Source organism: Pseudomonas sp. KH_024_B2, assembly GCF_057839965.1.
On record NZ_CM174502.1, the window covers coordinates 341,449 to 356,699 of the forward strand.

Here is a 15,251-nt window from a genome sequence, read left to right on the forward strand (position 1 = left end):
CTGTGGATAAGGTTCTGAACTTCAAACAAGGCCGGCTGCCGTTGCTGATCAGCATGCCCCATGCCGGCCTGCGTCTGACACCTGCGGTAGAAGCCGGACTGATTCCCGAGGCGCAAAGCCTGCCGGACACCGACTGGCATATCCCGCAGCTCTATGAGTTTGCGCAGGAGTTGGGCGCCAGCACCCTGGCGGCCGAATATTCGCGGTTCGTCATCGACCTCAATCGGCCTTCCGACGACAAGCCTTTATATGTCGGCGCCACCACCGGTTTGTACCCGGCGACGCTGTTCGACGGTGTGCCGTTGTTCCGCGAAGGGCTGGAGCCATCTGCCGAGGAGCGCGCCCGTTATCTCGAGCAGGTCTGGACGCCGTATCACAGCACCTTGCAGCAAGAACTGGCGCGGCTGAAGGCCGAATTCGGTTATGCGCTGCTGTTCGACGCGCATTCGATCCGCTCGGTGATCCCGCACCTGTTCGAAGGGCAATTGCCGGACTTCAACCTCGGTACCTTCAATGGCGCCAGCTGCGATCCGCAGCTTGCTAATCAGTTGGAGGCCATCTGTGCTCGACACACGGACTACAGTCATGTGCTGAACGGTCGCTTCAAGGGCGGCCACATCACCCGGCATTATGGCAACCCGGCCGAAAACATCCATGCGGTGCAGCTTGAGCTGGGGCAACGCACTTATATGGAAGAGATCGAGCCGTTCCGTTATCGCCCTGATCTGGCCGCGCCGACTCAAGTGGTGCTCAAGGAACTGTTGCAAGGGCTGCTGGATTGGGGGCAGAAGCACTACGCGCGCTGAGGCGACCCCTGTCAAAGATCGTTCCCACGCTCTGCGTGGGAATGCCGCCCTGGACGCTCCGCGTCCGCCTTCGGTCAGGGTCGTTGTTATCCTGAAACACCCCCAATTTCTTCAAGGACATGCTCATTGCACAATTCGGGTTTATGATGCCGGACGGCAGAATAATAGAAGTCCCTACAGGGATGACCTCGACCCCTTACGGAGCGCGCAATGCAGACTTTGTTCCCGCAGATCAAACCCTACGCCCGGCACGATCTGGCCGTCGATAAGCCACATGTACTGTATGTCGACGAAAGTGGTTCACCGGAAGGTTTGCCGGTGGTGTTCATCCACGGCGGACCAGGAGCGGGGTGCGATGCGCAAAGCCGTTGTTACTTCGATCCGAACCTGTATCGCATCATTACCTTCGATCAGCGCGGTTGCGGTCGCTCGACACCTCATGCCAGCCTTGAAAACAACACCACCTGGGATCTGGTTGCCGATCTTGAGCGGATTCGCCTGCACCTGGGTATCGACAAATGGGTGCTGTTCGGTGGCTCCTGGGGCTCGACCCTGGCGCTGGCCTATGCGCAAACCCATCCGGAGCGGGTTCACGGTTTGATTCTGCGCGGGATCTTTCTCTGCCGTGCGCAGGAGATCGAATGGTTCTACCAGGCCGGTGGTGCCAGCCGCCTGTTTCCGGATTACTGGCAGGACTATGTGGCACCGATCCCGCTCGATGAGCGCGATGATTTGCTCACGGCCTTCCACAAGCGTCTGACCGGCAACGACCAGATCGCCCAGATGCACGCGGCCAAAGCCTGGTCGACGTGGGAAGGGCGTACCGCAACCTTGCGTCCCAACCCGCTGGTGGTCGATCGTTTCTCCGAGCCACAGCGCGCGCTGTCGATTGCCCGGATCGAATGCCACTACTTCACAAACAACGCCTTCCTTGAGCCTAACCAGCTGATTCGCGACATGCAGAAAATCGCCCACTTGCCGGGTGTGATCGTCCATGGCCGTTACGATGTGATCTGCCCGCTGGATAACGCCTGGGAGCTGCATCAGGCCTGGCCGAACAGTGAGTTACAGGTCATTCGCGATGCCGGTCACGCGGCGTCGGAACCTGGCATTACCGATGCGCTGGTGCGCGCGGCCAGCCACATGGCCCGGCGTTTGCTCGACCTGCCGCCTGAAGAAGCATGAAGGGCCTGCTGCAACGTGTGCGTGGCGCGCGAGTCGAAGTGGCGGGAGAGATTGTCGGCGCGGTCGACCAGGGGTTGCTGGTGCTGGTGGCCGTCGAACCGGAGGACACCCGGGCCAGTGCCGACAAACTGCTGCATAAGCTGCTTAACTATCGGGTGTTCAGTGATGCCGAGGGCAAGATGAACCTGTCTTTGGCCGATGTCGGTGGCGGTTTGTTGCTGGTGTCGCAGTTCACCCTGGCCGCGGATACAAAAAATGGTTTGCGCCCGAGCTTTTCCACGGCCGCGACTCCTGCCTTGGGTGAAGAGCTGTTTGGCTATTTAGTTGCACGGGCGCAGCAGTTGCATGGCAATGTGGCATCAGGGATATTTGGCGCGGACATGCAGGTGCATTTGGTCAATGATGGCCCGGTAACCTTCCTGTTACAGACCTGAAAGCGCTTGAAACACCCTTTTAAGCCCTTTTTGGTCGAAAGCAGGGTGTTTTCGCGATAAATACTTCGTTATCCCTGATGCGTTGTAACGCAGCCTGCTAGATAATCGCGCGCTACGGGGATCAGCGTTCGTTGGTCCATTTTGACTTAGGTAGAGACTTGTCCGGGACCGTTTGGGGAATCATTTAGCCCCATCGGAGTCGGAACAATGCTCGCCAACCTGGCATATAGATAGCTGGCCGTTGGTTTTTTGATCTGTTTTCGGCGAGGGTTGCTCGTGATTGTTAGTCCCTGTAATGCACCAAAATTGTCTGCCAAACGGTTACGAAACGCACTGATGACAGGCTCTGCACTGCTTTGTCTGCTCAGCGCCGGCCAGCTTTGGGCATTCAATCTGGATGATGTATCGGTCAAGGCAAAAGAGCTGGCCGGGCAGAAGTACGAAGCTCCACGCAGTAATCTGCCGAACGAATTTCGCGAAATGAAATTCGCGGACTACCAAAAAATTCGTTTCCGCACCGAAAAAGCCGAATGGGCCGACCAGAAGACCCCGTTCAAGCTGTCGTTCTATCACCAGGGCATGCACTTCGACACGCCGGTGAAGATCAACGAAATCACCGCGAGCACCGTCGCAGAGATCAAGTACGACCCGAGTCGTTTCGATTTCGGCGACGTCAAATTCGATCCAAAGGCCACCGAACAACTGGGTTATGCCGGTTTCCGTGTGCTGTATCCGGTCAACAAGGCCGACAAGCAAGACGAGATCATGACCATGCTGGGCGCGAGCTACTTCCGCGTTATCGGTAAAGGTCACATCTACGGTTTGTCCGCCCGTGGGCTGGCCATCGATACCGCGCTGCCGTCCGGCGAAGAATTCCCGCGCTTCACCGAGTTCTGGATTCAGCAACCCAAACCGGGCGACAAGCATCTGGTGATCTTCGCCTTGCTGGATTCGCCACGCGCGACTGGCGCCTACCGACTGACTCTGCGTCCGGGCAGCGACACCATCGTCGACGTCAAGGCGCAGATGTTCCTGCGTGACAAGGTCAACAAGCTCGGCATTGCACCGCTGACCAGCATGTTCCTGTTCGGCGCCAACCAGCCGTCGAAAGTGCTCAACTACCGTCGCGAGCTGCACGACTCCAGCGGTCTGTCGATCCATGCCGGCAATGGCGAATGGATCTGGCGTCCGCTGAACAACCCGAAACACCTGGCCGTGAGCAACTTCTCGGTCGAGAACCCGCGTGGTTTCGGCCTGCTGCAACGGGGTCGTGACTTCAGCCACTACGAAGACCTCGACGACCGCTACGACAAGCGCCCAAGCGCCTGGATCGAACCCAAGGGTGACTGGGGCAAAGGCTCCGTTGATCTGGTCGAGATTCCGACCGCCGACGAAACCAACGATAATATCGTGGCTTTCTGGAGCCCGGAAAAACTCCCTGAGCCAGGCCAGCCGCTGGAATTCGCTTACCGCATGCACTGGACCATGGACGAAGCTGCACTGCATCCGGTCGACAGCGCCTGGGTCCAGCAGACTCTGCGCTCTACCGGTGACGTGAAGCAGTCCAACCTGATCCGTCAGCCGGACGGCAGCGTCGCTTATCTGGTGGACTTCGAAGGTCCGTCCCTCAAGGCTCTGCCGGAGGACGCGGAAGTTCGCAGCCAGGTCAGCGTTGGCGACAACGCCGAACTGGTGGAAAACAGCGTTCGCTACAATCCAGAGACCCAGGGCTGGCGCCTGACGCTACGCATGAAAATCAAGGATCCGAGCAAGTCGACCGAGATGCGTGCCGCGCTGGTCAAGGACATCGTGGCTGCCGAGCCGGTCAAAGCTCCTGCCGTGACCGCCAACTCTTCCATTGCCAAGGCCGAGAAAATCGCCGCCAGGCAACAAGAGAAACACGCGCAGCAAGAGCAGAAAGAGAAACAAGAGCAGAACGTGCAGAAAGAACAAGACGCCAAGCAGCCTGTTGCTGCCGAAGCGGCCCCCGCCACCTCGGAACCGGTAAAAACTGAACAAGTATTGACCGAGACCTGGAGCTACCAGTTGCCTGCCGATGAGTAATTATCAAGCACAGCCAGAGACTCTTGCCGAGTATCTGGCGCATCTACCGATGAGCGATGCGCAGCGCGCCGAACTGGCGGGCTGCAAATCGTTCAGTGAGCTGCATGAACGCCTGTCGTCCGGGGCTTTCGACGCATCTGCCGAGACCGTACAAGCTTCAGTAGGCCGCCGCCTGACCTTGAACTCCGCGCAAGAGCTGGAGGAGGCCGAGATGTTGGCGGTCGATGCGCAAGGCCGGGTCTGCCTCAAGGCAACCCCGCCGATCCGCCGGACCAGGGTTGTGCCGGAGCCGTGGCGCACCAATATTCTGGTGCGTGGCTGGCGTCGCCTGACCGGACGCACCAACCCGCCTGCGCCGCCGAAGGATGAGAACGTGCTGCCGGCGGCTCGCTGGCGTACGGTCGGTTCGATCCGCCGTTACATTCTGCTGGTGCTGATGCTCGGTCAGACCATCGTCGCCGGCTGGTACATGAAAGGCATCATGCCGTACCAGGGCTGGTCGTTCGTCGACCTGGACGAAGTCCTGCATCAACCGCTGACCCAAACCGCCACGCAAGTGCTGCCATATGCCTTGCAAACCAGCATCCTGATTATGTTCGGGATTCTGTTCTGCTGGGTCTCGGCGGGCTTCTGGACCGCACTGATGGGCTTCCTCGAGTTGATCACCGGGCGTGACAAGTACCGCATTTCCGGCGCCAGCGCTGGCAACGAGCCGATCGCCAAGGACGCGCGCACCGCATTGGTGATGCCGATCTGCAACGAAGACGTGCCGCGGGTGTTCGCCGGTTTGCGGGCAACCTTCGAATCGGTTGCGGCCTCGGGTAACCTGGATCGCTTTGACTTTTTCGTGCTCAGCGACAGTAACGACGCCGACATCTGCGTCGCCGAGCAGCAGGCCTGGCTGGATGTCTGCCGTGAAGCCAAGGGCTTTGGCAAGATCTTCTATCGCCGCCGTCGCCGCCGGGTAAAACGTAAAAGCGGCAACCTCGACGACTTCTGCCGTCGTTGGGGCGGTGACTACAAGTACATGGTCGTGCTCGACGCCGACAGCGTGATGAGCGGCGAATGCCTGAGCAGTCTGGTGCGCCTGATGGAAGCCACGCCGGACGCCGGGATCATCCAGACCGCGCCGCGTGCCTCGGGCATGGATACTCTTTATGCGCGTATGCAGCAGTTCGCCACACGTGTGTACGGTCCGTTGTTCACCGCTGGCTTGCACTTCTGGCAGTTGGGTGAATCCCACTACTGGGGTCACAACGCAATCATCCGCATGAAACCGTTCATCGAGCATTGCGCCCTGGCGCCATTGCCCGGTAAGGGCGCGTTCGCCGGTTCGATCCTCTCCCACGACTTCGTCGAAGCTGCGCTGATGCGCCGTGCCGGCTGGGGCGTGTGGATTGCCTACGACTTGCCCGGCAGCTATGAAGAACTGCCGCCAAACCTGCTGGACGAACTCAAGCGTGACCGTCGCTGGTGCCACGGCAACCTGATGAACTTCCGGCTGTTCCTGGTCAAAGGCATGCACCCGGTGCACCGTGCGGTGTTCCTGACCGGCGTGATGTCGTACCTGTCGGCGCCGTTGTGGTTCCTCTTCCTGGTGTTGTCGACGGCCTTGCTGGCGGTCAACACGCTGATGGAGCCGCAATACTTCCTCGAACCGCGGCAGCTGTATCCGCTGTGGCCGCAATGGCAGCCGGACAAAGCGATTGCGCTGTTCTCGACGACTATCGTGCTGCTGTTCCTGCCGAAGTTGCTGAGCATCATCCTGATCTGGGCCAAGGGCGCGAAAGAGTTCGGTGGCAAGTTCAAGGTCACCCTGTCGATGCTGCTGGAGATGCTGTTCTCCATGCTGCTGGCACCGGTGCGGATGATTTTCCACACGCGCTTCGTTCTCGCCGCGTTCCTCGGCTGGGCCGCGACCTGGAACTCGCCGCAACGTGATGACGACTCCACGCCTTGGAGCGAAGCGGTAAAACGCCACGGTCCACAAACGTTGCTGGGCTTCTTCTGGGCCCTGTTGGTGATCTGGCTCAACCCGAGTTTCCTCTGGTGGCTGGTGCCGATTGTCGGCTCGCTGATGCTGTCGATCCCGGTTTCGGTGATCTCCAGCCGCGTCGGGCTGGGTCTCAAATCCCGTGATGAAAGCCTGTTCCTGATCCCTGAAGAATACGCACCGCCACAGGCCTTGCTGGCGACCGATCAGTACACCCACGAAAACCGTTGGCATGCACTCAAAGAAGGCTTCGTGCGAGCAGTCGTCGATCCGCAGCAGAACGCTTTGGCTTGTGCCCTGGCTACCTCGCGTCACACTCAGGCTGAGCCGATCGAGTGGTTGCGTGTCGAGCGGGTTCGTCATGCGCTGAAAGTCGGCCCTGCGGCACTCGGCAACGACGAGCGCCTGGCTCTGCTCAGCGATCCGGTGGCTTTGGGTCGTTTGCATGAGCAGGTCTGGAGCGAAGGTCACGCCGAGTGGCTGAGCGCCTGGCGCCAGTCGATCGAAGCCGATCCGCATGCGCCGTTACTGCCGTTGAAGCCACTGTCTGCTGAAGTACAGCTGGCCTGATGAAAAGCCCCGCTCCTGAGAAGAAGCGGGGTTTTTTGTTTGTGGGGCTTGATCATTCCCACCGTCCTTTCTGCCGCCGCGCAACAACAAATCCTGCCTGAACCCTTGTGCAAACAAACGAGTGAGTTAGCATCGCTCCCCGAATTGGTGCGCCCGGACAACTTATTGTTCGTATCTGCCGGTTTTCCAACGAAAACCTGCTTTTTGCGTGCCTCAAAAAAATGGGTTCATGGGACTTGATGATGAAAAAGTATCTCTCGATGCTGCTGGTCGGCGTCACGGCAATGATCGCAGTCAACACGGCTCAGGCCGGCGCCATCGATGACGCAGTCAAGCGCGGCACGCTGAAAGTCGGCATGGACCCGACCTACATGCCATTCGAAATGACCAACAAGCGCGGCGAGATTATTGGCTTCGAAGTCGACCTGCTCAAAGCCATGACCAAGGCCATGGGCGTCAAGCTGGAGATGGTTTCCACCGGTTATGACGGCATCATCCCGGCTCTGTTGACCGACAAGTTCGACATGATTGGCAGCGGCATGACCCTGACCCAGGAACGCAATCTGCGCCTGAACTTCAGCGACCCCTTCATCGTGGTTGGCCAGACCCTGCTGATCCGCAAGGAACTGGAAGGCACCATCAAGTCCTATAAAGACCTGAACAGCGCCGACTACCGCATCACCTCCAAACTGGGCACCACCGGTGAGATGGTCGCCAGGAAGCTGATTTCCAAAGCCAACTACCATGGCTACGACAACGAGCAGGAAGCGGTGCTCGACGTGGTCAACGGCAAGGCCGACGCCTTCATCTACGACGCGCCCTACAACGTCGTGGCGTTAAACAAAGTGGGTAACGGCAAGCTGGTGTTCCTCGACAAGCCGTTCACCTACGAACCGCTGGCCTTCGGTCTGAAGAAAGGTGACTACGACAGCATCAACTTCATCAACAACTTCCTGCGCCAGATCCACGAAGACGGCACCTACGATCGTATCCATGACAAGTGGTTCAAAGACACCGCCTGGCTCAAGGATATGGAGTAAGGCTGACATTTGGCGGCGCGCACCAGTTAGACCGCGTCGCCACTTTCGCAGGCAAGCCAGCTCCCACAGGTTATCGGTCGATCACGCATTTGTGGCCTGACACATACCCTGTGGGAGCGGGCTTGCCCGCGAAGACGGCCTATCTAGCGACACTGACCTCGGAACTTGCAGAGCAATGAAACAGAAAAAAGCCCAATGGCCCTGGCACGTTTTAACCGTGCTGGTGCTGATCGGCCTGGCCGGCGCGTTGTATTACGCCACCTCGCTGATGTCCTACGAATGGCGCTGGAACCGCGTGCCGCAATATTTCGCCTACCACGCCGAAGAATCCCAGCGAGCGGCGGACATCTCCACCGTCAGTGAACTGGTGCGCAAAGGCGACAAGGCCGAAGTCACCCTGCGTAACGACGCCGGTGACGAACAGCACCTGAGCGTCGACGACAACAGCCTGCAAGTGGCCCGAGGCGATGACGTGGCCGAAGGCGATGTGATTGGTGTCACCCGCCATTGGGCCGCCGGACCGCTGTTGTGGGGCCTGTGGACCACGCTCTGGCTATCGGTGGTTTCCGGTGTGCTCGGGCTGCTGATCGGACTGGCTACCGGGCTGTGCCGGCTGTCGAACAACTCGACCCTGCGCGATCTGTCGACGATTTATGTCGAACTGGTGCGCGGTACGCCGCTGCTGGTGCAGATTTTCATCTTTTATTTCTTCATCGGCACAGTATTGAACCTCTCCCGTGAGTTCGCCGGGATTGCCGCGCTGTCGCTGTTCACTGGCGCCTATGTGGCGGAAATCATTCGTTCGGGCGTGCAGTCGATTGCCCGTGGCCAGAACGAAGCCGCGCGTTCGCTGGGTTTGAGCGCTGGAGAGTCGATGCGCCATGTGGTTCTGCCGCAAGCCTTCAAGCGCGTTCTTGCGCCGTTGGCCGGGCAGTTCATCAGCCTGGTGAAGGACACCTCGCTGGTGTCGGTGATCGCCATTACCGAGCTGCTCAAGAGCGGTCGGGAAGTCATCACCACCTCGTTCTCGCCATTCGAAATTCTGTTCTGCGTGGCGGGCCTGTATTTGTTGATCAACCTGCCGCTGTCGAAAATCGCCAGCCGGCTTGAGCGGAGGCTCGCGCAAAGTGATTGAAGTCCGCGATCTGGTAAAAGTCTTCGACACCCGTGGGCAGGTGGTCCGCGCGGTGGATAACGTCACCACACAAGTGGCCAGGGGCGAAGTACTGGTGGTGATCGGCCCGTCCGGCTCCGGTAAATCGACCTTCTTGCGCTGCCTGAATGGTCTGGAGGAGTTCGACTCGGGTTCCGTCAGCATCGACGGCCTGGAATTGGCCGACCCGAAAACCGACGTCAACGCCTACCGCCGCGAAGTCGGCATGGTCTTCCAGCATTTCAACCTGTTCCCGCACATGACGGTGCTGGAAAATCTCTGCCTGGCGCAGAAAGTCGTGCGCAAGCGCGGCAAGCAGGAGCGCGAAGCCAAGGCCCGGGCGTTGCTGGAAAAGGTCGGTATCGCGCAGAAGGCCAATGAGTTCCCGTCACGCCTTTCCGGCGGCCAGCAACAGCGCGTGGCAATAGCCCGGGCGCTGGCCATGGAACCCAAGGTCATGCTGTTCGATGAACCGACCTCGGCGCTCGACCCGGAAATGGTCGGTGAAGTCCTCGACGTGATGAAAACCCTGGCCCTGGAAGGCATGACCATGGTCTGCGTCACCCACGAAATGGGCTTCGCCCGGGAAGTGGCGGATCGGGTGCTGTTCTTCGATCACGGTAAGCTGCTGGAAGATTCCCCGCCGGACGAATTCTTTGCTTCGCCGAAGGATTTGCGGGCTCAGGCGTTTTTGCGGCAAGTCTTATAGGCTCGTCGCCTGAGAGGCCGTCTTCGCGGGCAAGTCGGATCGCCGCACCGCCGCTCCCACAGTTTGTACGCGGTGTATTTGTGGGAGCGGGCTTGCCCGCGAAGGCATCACCTCGGTCCTGAGTGGACCGAGGTAATCTTCAAACCCTGAACTTACCCACCAACATCTGCAGATGAGTCCCCAGCCGTGCCAGTTCAACGCTGGAAGCGGCGGTCTCTTCACTGGCGGCCGAGGTCTGTTCCGAAACATCCCTCACATTCAGTACGCTGCGGTTGATCTCTTCGGCCACGGCGCTTTGCTGTTCGGCGGCTGCGGCGATCTGCTGGTTCATCGCCTGAATCGCTGACACGGTGCGGGTGATGTTGGTCAGTGAGCCACCGGCACGACGGGTCAGCTCGACGCTGCTGTCGGTCAGACTGCGGCTGTTGTCCATGATGTTGGCGACTTGCTGGGTGCCGCTTTGCAGGCCGACGATCAGCTCTTCGATTTCTTCGGTGGACTTCTGGGTGCGCAGGGCGAGGCTGCGCACTTCGTCGGCGACCACCGCGAAACCGCGTCCGGCCTCACCGGCGCGGGCGGCTTCGATGGCCGCGTTGAGGGCCAGCAGGTTGGTCTGTTGCGCCACCGACTTGATCACGTCGAGCACGCTGCCGATCTTGTCGCTTTCGCGCTTGAGATGGCTCATGGCGTCGGTGGAGTTGCCAACTTCAGTGGCCAGGCGTTCGATCTGCGCGATCGCCTCACCCACCACCTTGTCGCCTTCACGAGCCTGCTGGTCGGCAGCGATAGCGGCTTCGCAGGCTTCTTCGGCGTTACGCGCGACCTCTTGCACCGTGGCGGTCATTTCATGCATGGCGGTGGCGACCTGGTCGGTCTCGACTTTCTGGCTGTTGACCCCGGCGCTGGTCTGTTCGGTGACGGCTGACAGCTGCGCGGCGGCGCTGGCGATCTGCGTCACGCCTTCGCTGATGCCGCCGATCAGTTCCCGCAGACTGACGGTCATGCGTTGCATGGCGCGTTGCAGTTGGCCAAGTTCATCGCGGCGCTGGACGTCGAGGTTCTGGCTGAGATCGCCGGCAGCCACGCGCTCGACCACTTTGAGGGTCTGTTGCAGTGGAATGACGATCTGCCGGGTAATGGCCCAGGCGGCAATCAGGCCGAACACCAGCGCCAGCACGGTAACCAGGGTCAGGGTGTTTTTTGCCTGCGCTGCATCGCTGTCGCGCTTGGCGGTTTGCGCGGCGGTCAGCTGCTTGCTGGTGTCGAACAGGATGTTGTCCTGGTCTGCCATGCGTTTGAGGGCGGCAGCGCTGGCCACTTGGGAGTCACGGAACTGGCTAACGGCTGCCCGGTAGCCTTTGAGCGAATCAGTGGCCTGTTGCAGGTTGGCGATGTGCTGTTCCGGCAGTGTGGCTGGCAAGCTGGCGAGGTTCTTCAGGGCATTGTCGATCGCGTCCAGCGCCGGTTGTTCGGCCTCGGGCTTGCCGCTGTAGGTGTAGCCGCGAACCTGGAAGCGCGCTTGCTGGATCAGCTTGCTCAGATCGATCACGCTGTTGAACTGCGCGACGCTGTCGCCTTGCAGTATCGACTTCTCGACTTCAGCCACGCGGGCCACGGCGTTGTCGGCGGTGGCGCCGAGTTTGGCGCGGGCGGCTTCGCGGTTGGCGGTTGCCTGAGTTATGTCGGCGAAGGCGCGTTTGTATTCGCTCATGGCGGCCAGTTGTTGGTCGAGCATGGCGAGGCTGTCAGGTTGTTTAAGCAGTTTACGTGCGATGTGCAAGCCATCGTCGAGCTTGTTCAGCAGGTCGCTGACCGCAGCCGGGCCTTGTTCGCCTCTGCGCACTTCGTAGTCCAGGCGGGCGATGCGCAGGTCTTTGGTCAGCTCGTTCAGCGTGGAAATGTAACCCAGCTTGTCGCCGCGCTCGATCACATTACTCAGGCCCATCCAGCCAGTAACGGTGATCAACAGGGTCAGGAGCAGCACCAGACCGAAGCCTGTGCCGAGTTTCAGATTGACGCTCACATTTCCCAGGCTCTGGGCTAACCATCGGTACATGCTGTGCACTCCCTTGGGGCATGAATGGGTCTATTGGGAGTGTATCGGCAGGCCGGAGGCAATCTGTAGGCGCGAAGCTGCGAACTATTGTGGCGAGGGAGCTTGCTCCCGCTGGAGCGCGAAGCGGTCCTGAAATCTGTATCCCTGTTTGATCAGATACACCGCGGTCACCCATTTGCGACTGCTGCGCAGCCGAGCGGGAGCAAGCTCCCTCGCCACAGGAGTTGTGCCGGGCTTTAGAACAGTCGTGAGAGGAGGGCGGTCACGGCCGTTTCGACCCGCAGGATGCGCTCGCCGAGCTGTACCGGTTGCAGGCCGGCCTTGGCCAGCAGGTCGATCTCGTAGGGAATCCAGCCGCCTTCCGGGCCGATGGCCAGGGTTACCGGCTCATTCAGGCCGCGTGGGCAGGGCGGGTAGTTGCCGGGATGACCGACCAGCCCGAGGGTGCCCTCGACCATTGCTGGCAGACGGTCTTCGACGAAGGGTTTGAAGCGTTTTTCGATGATGATTTGCGGCAGTACGCTGTCCCGGGCCTGTTCCAGGCCGAGGATCAATTGCTCGCGAACCGCTTCAGGCTCAAGGAACGGTGTTTGCCAGAAGCTCTTTTCGACCCGGTAGCTGTTGACCAGCACCACCCGCGGCACACCCATCGCGGCGACGGTTTGCAGCACACGACGGAGCATCTTCGGTCGTGGCAGAGCCAGTAGCAGCGTCAACGGCAGTTTGGCCGGCGGCGGTTGGTCGAGGCTGACCCGCAGTTCCGCCTCAGAGGCTTCCAGACGCAGCAGCTCGGCGCTGCCCATCAGCCCGCCGATGCGCCCGACCCGCAGGCTGTCACCGACGACAGAGCGATGGACTTCCTGCATGTGGGTCAGGCGCCGATCACGCAGGATCACCCGGTCGGCCGCAATGAAGTCGGCCTCTTCGAGGAGCAGCAGGTTCACGCTTGGGTCGCTGGTGGCTGGTCGTTGTGATCGTCAGCCGGCTGGTCGTCCGGGTGCTCACCGCGCTTGCTGATCAGGCTGCTGAAGAGGATGCCGATTTCGAACAGAATCCACATGGGCACCGCCAGCAACGTCTGCGAGAAGATGTCCGGTGGGGTAAGGATCATGCCGACCACAAAGCAGCCGATGATCACGTACGGGCGGATTTTCTTCAGGTATTTGACGTCGACCACGCCGATCCACACCAGCAGCACCACGGCCACCGGGATTTCGAACGCTACGCCGAAGGCGAAAAACAGCGTCATGACGAAATCGAGGTAACTGCTGATGTCGGTCATCATTTCCACGCCGGCCGGGGTGGCGGCGGCGAAGAACTTGAAGATCAGCGGGAACACCAGGTAGTAGGCGAAAGCCATCCCGGTGTAGAACAGCAGAATGCTCGAGACCAGCAATGGCATCGCGATGCGCTTCTCGTGCTTGTACAGGCCGGGCGCAATAAAGCCCCAGATCTGATGCAGGATCACCGGGATCGCTAAAAACAGCGAGACCATCATCGTCAGCTTGAGCGGTGTGAGGAACGGCGAGGACACATCGGTGGCGATCATCGTCGCGCCCACCGGCAGGTACTCGCGCAGCGGCGTGGAGACGAAGGTGTAGATCTGCTGGGTGAAGGCAAACAGCCCGGCGAAGATCACGAAAATCGCCGCGACACAGCGCAGCAGGCGGGTGCGCAACTCGGTGAGGTGCGAAACCAGCGGCATGTGCTGGTCGTTTTCCGGTTTATCAGCGCTCATGGGGCTCGCGACGGCAATGTTGGGTCGTGGGGGGCTGGCGCAACAGGCGTAGCCGCAGGAGGAGCAGGTTCTACAGGAGTTGCAGGTGCAGGTTCGGCGGCTGCAAGCACCGGCGTAGCTTCAGCCGTCGGGGCATGAATCGTCGGCTCTGCCACCGGCGGCACCGGCGTTGGCTCCTGCTGAGTCGGCGTGAAAATTTTCCGCGCCTCCTGCTCCAGCGACAGAATGTGTTCGTTGTGCAGTTGCCGGCGAATCTCGTCGGCACCGATTTCACGTTCAACTTCCTGTTTGATCGCGTTGAAGCTGCGTTTCAAGCGCCCGACCCAAAGGCCGGCCGTGCGCGCAGCACCCGGCAGACGCTCGGGGCCGAGCACCAGCAGGGCAACGAGGCCGACGAGCAGCAGTTCAGAGAAGCTGATACCAAACATTAGTCAGTGCTCACGAGTCTTTGCGGATCGGCTCTTCGACTTTTTGTGCTTTCACGTCGATGGTGTGTGGCTCGTTCAGGGTCGACGTCTGTGGCTGTACCGGTGGAACTGGCTGGGCCGGTGTTGCGTTCGGATCAGCAGATTTTTCGTCGTCGTTCATGGCTTTGCGAAAGCCCTTGATCGACTCGCCGACGTCGGTGCCGAGGTTTTTAAGTTTCTTGGTGCCGAACACCAGTACCACGACAACCAGGATGACGACCCAGTGTTTCCAGTCAAAAATGCCCATGCTGCAATTCCTCTCTTAAGTAGTGTTCAAGCGGACGGGCGCGAAGCCTTCTCGACATGCCCGGACGTACCGATGCGCCGCTCCAGCTCGTCCAGCACGGCCTGTGGATGCTGCCCCAGTTGGGCGAGCATGACCAGACTGTGGAACCACAAATCAGCAGTTTCGTAGATCAGATCGCTGCAGTCACCGCTGATGGCGGCGTCCTTGGCGGCGATGATGGTTTCCACCGATTCCTCGCCGACTTTTTCCAGAATCTTGTTCAAGCCCTTGTGGTACAGGCTGGCGACATAGGAGCTGTCGGCCGCTGCGCCTTTGCGCTCTTCCAGCACCTGGGCCAGACGGGTCAGGGTATCGCTCATGTTCAGTGTCCTGCCGAATAGATAGCGTGCGGGTCTTTGAGTACCGGGTCGACGGTCTTCCACTCGCCGTTTTCATAGACGCGGTAGAAGCAGCTTTGGCGGCCGGTGTGGCAGGCGATGTTGCCGATCTGTTCGACCATCAGGATGATGACATCGCCGTCGCAGTCCAGGCGCATCTCATGCAGTTGTTGCACATGGCCGGACTCTTCACCCTTGCGCCACAGCTTGCCACGGGAACGGGACCAGTAGATGGCGCGGTTTTCAGCGGCGGTCAGTACCAGTGCTTCGCGGTTCATCCAGGCCATCATCAGCACACGCCCGGTTTGGTGATCCTGGGCAATCGCCGGCACCAGGCCGTCACTGTCCCATTTGATCTCATCCAGCCAATCTTTCATCTTCGACTCCGACAGCGGGCTCAGCGCTTGTTGCT

Annotated in this window: 15 protein-coding genes and 1 pseudogene; 8 read left to right on the forward strand and 8 right to left on the reverse strand. The window is 60.1% G+C overall.

Translation table 11 applies throughout. The annotated features are described in order from the left end of the window. The first annotated feature begins 2 nt into the window (after positions 1-2). The 8 genes from hutG (at position 3) to AC3I0A_RS01705 (ending at position 9,954) form a co-directional block, all read left to right on the forward strand. Complete coding sequence (gene hutG / locus AC3I0A_RS01670) at positions 3-806, forward strand: N-formylglutamate deformylase (RefSeq protein WP_489375914.1); 804 nt, start codon at positions 3-5, stop codon at positions 804-806. Between the two features lie 210 nt (positions 807-1,016). Then, positions 1,017-1,991: a prolyl aminopeptidase gene (gene pip / locus AC3I0A_RS01675; protein ID WP_489375915.1), complete on the forward strand. Its 975-nt coding sequence runs from the start codon at positions 1,017-1,019 to the stop codon at positions 1,989-1,991. Further along, complete coding sequence (gene dtd / locus AC3I0A_RS01680) at positions 1,988-2,425, forward strand: D-aminoacyl-tRNA deacylase (protein ID WP_489375916.1); 438 nt, start codon at positions 1,988-1,990, stop codon at positions 2,423-2,425. Before pip ends, dtd begins: the two co-directional genes overlap by 4 nt. A gap of 276 nt (positions 2,426-2,701) precedes the next feature. Then, positions 2,702-4,489 carry a glucan biosynthesis protein G gene (locus tag AC3I0A_RS01685; protein WP_489375917.1) on the forward strand — a complete coding sequence of 596 codons (1,788 nt, stop codon included), beginning with the start codon at positions 2,702-2,704 and terminating at the stop codon, positions 4,487-4,489. After that, positions 4,482-7,052: a glucans biosynthesis glucosyltransferase MdoH gene (gene mdoH, locus AC3I0A_RS01690; protein ID WP_489375918.1), complete on the forward strand. Its 2,571-nt coding sequence runs from the start codon at positions 4,482-4,484 to the stop codon at positions 7,050-7,052. Before AC3I0A_RS01685 ends, mdoH begins: the two co-directional genes overlap by 8 nt. 242 nt (positions 7,053-7,294) lie before the next feature. Further along, positions 7,295-8,092 (forward strand): transporter substrate-binding domain-containing protein, encoded by a 798-nt coding sequence (locus AC3I0A_RS01695; protein ID WP_489375919.1) that lies wholly within the window; start codon positions 7,295-7,297, stop codon positions 8,090-8,092. 175 nt (positions 8,093-8,267) lie between these two features. Continuing rightward, on the forward strand, positions 8,268-9,227 hold the full coding sequence (locus tag AC3I0A_RS01700; protein ID WP_489375920.1) for an amino acid ABC transporter permease: 960 nt from the start codon (positions 8,268-8,270) through the stop codon (positions 9,225-9,227). After that, positions 9,220-9,954, forward strand: a complete 735-nt coding sequence (locus AC3I0A_RS01705; protein WP_489375921.1) for an amino acid ABC transporter ATP-binding protein — start codon at positions 9,220-9,222, stop codon at positions 9,952-9,954. The genes AC3I0A_RS01700 and AC3I0A_RS01705 overlap by 8 nt, the downstream gene beginning before the upstream one ends. Positions 9,955-10,093: 139 nt before the next feature. Here AC3I0A_RS01705 and AC3I0A_RS01710 read toward each other — a convergent pair whose 3' ends face one another. From AC3I0A_RS01710 to hisI, 8 genes and pseudogenes are all read right to left on the reverse strand, one after another. Continuing rightward, entirely contained in the window at positions 10,094-10,966 is an 873-nt protein-coding gene (locus tag AC3I0A_RS01710) for a methyl-accepting chemotaxis protein (protein ID WP_489378376.1), read from the reverse strand. A 30-nt stretch (positions 10,967-10,996) separates the two neighbouring features. Beyond that, a pseudogene (locus AC3I0A_RS01715) lies at positions 10,997-12,010 on the reverse strand (methyl-accepting chemotaxis protein); the annotation flags it as partial. Positions 12,011-12,246: 236 nt separating this feature from the next. Further along, positions 12,247-12,954 carry a 16S rRNA (uracil(1498)-N(3))-methyltransferase gene (locus AC3I0A_RS01720; RefSeq protein WP_489375923.1) on the reverse strand — a complete coding sequence of 236 codons (708 nt, stop codon included), beginning with the start codon at positions 12,952-12,954 and terminating at the stop codon, positions 12,247-12,249. After that, a complete protein-coding gene (tatC, locus tag AC3I0A_RS01725; RefSeq protein ID WP_489375924.1) occupies positions 12,951-13,748 on the reverse strand; it encodes a twin-arginine translocase subunit TatC in 798 nt (265 codons plus the stop codon). The genes AC3I0A_RS01720 and tatC overlap by 4 nt, the downstream gene beginning before the upstream one ends. Further along, the gene (gene tatB, locus AC3I0A_RS01730) at positions 13,745-14,176 is read right to left on the reverse strand and encodes a Sec-independent protein translocase protein TatB (RefSeq protein WP_489375925.1); all 432 of its coding nucleotides are present in this window, start codon (positions 14,174-14,176) and stop codon (positions 13,745-13,747) included. Before tatB ends, tatC begins: the two co-directional genes overlap by 4 nt. 10 nt (positions 14,177-14,186) lie before the next feature. Further along, positions 14,187-14,462, reverse strand: coding sequence for a twin-arginine translocase TatA/TatE family subunit (locus AC3I0A_RS01735; protein ID WP_489375926.1), 276 nt, complete (start codon positions 14,460-14,462; stop codon positions 14,187-14,189). Positions 14,463-14,488: 26 nt separating this feature from the next. Next, entirely contained in the window at positions 14,489-14,821 is a 333-nt protein-coding gene (locus tag AC3I0A_RS01740) for a phosphoribosyl-ATP diphosphatase (protein ID WP_489375927.1), read from the reverse strand. Positions 14,822-14,823: 2 nt separating this feature from the next. Next, complete coding sequence (gene hisI / locus AC3I0A_RS01745) at positions 14,824-15,216, reverse strand: phosphoribosyl-AMP cyclohydrolase (RefSeq protein ID WP_489375928.1); 393 nt, start codon at positions 15,214-15,216, stop codon at positions 14,824-14,826. Between the last annotated feature and the right edge of the window lie 35 nt (positions 15,217-15,251).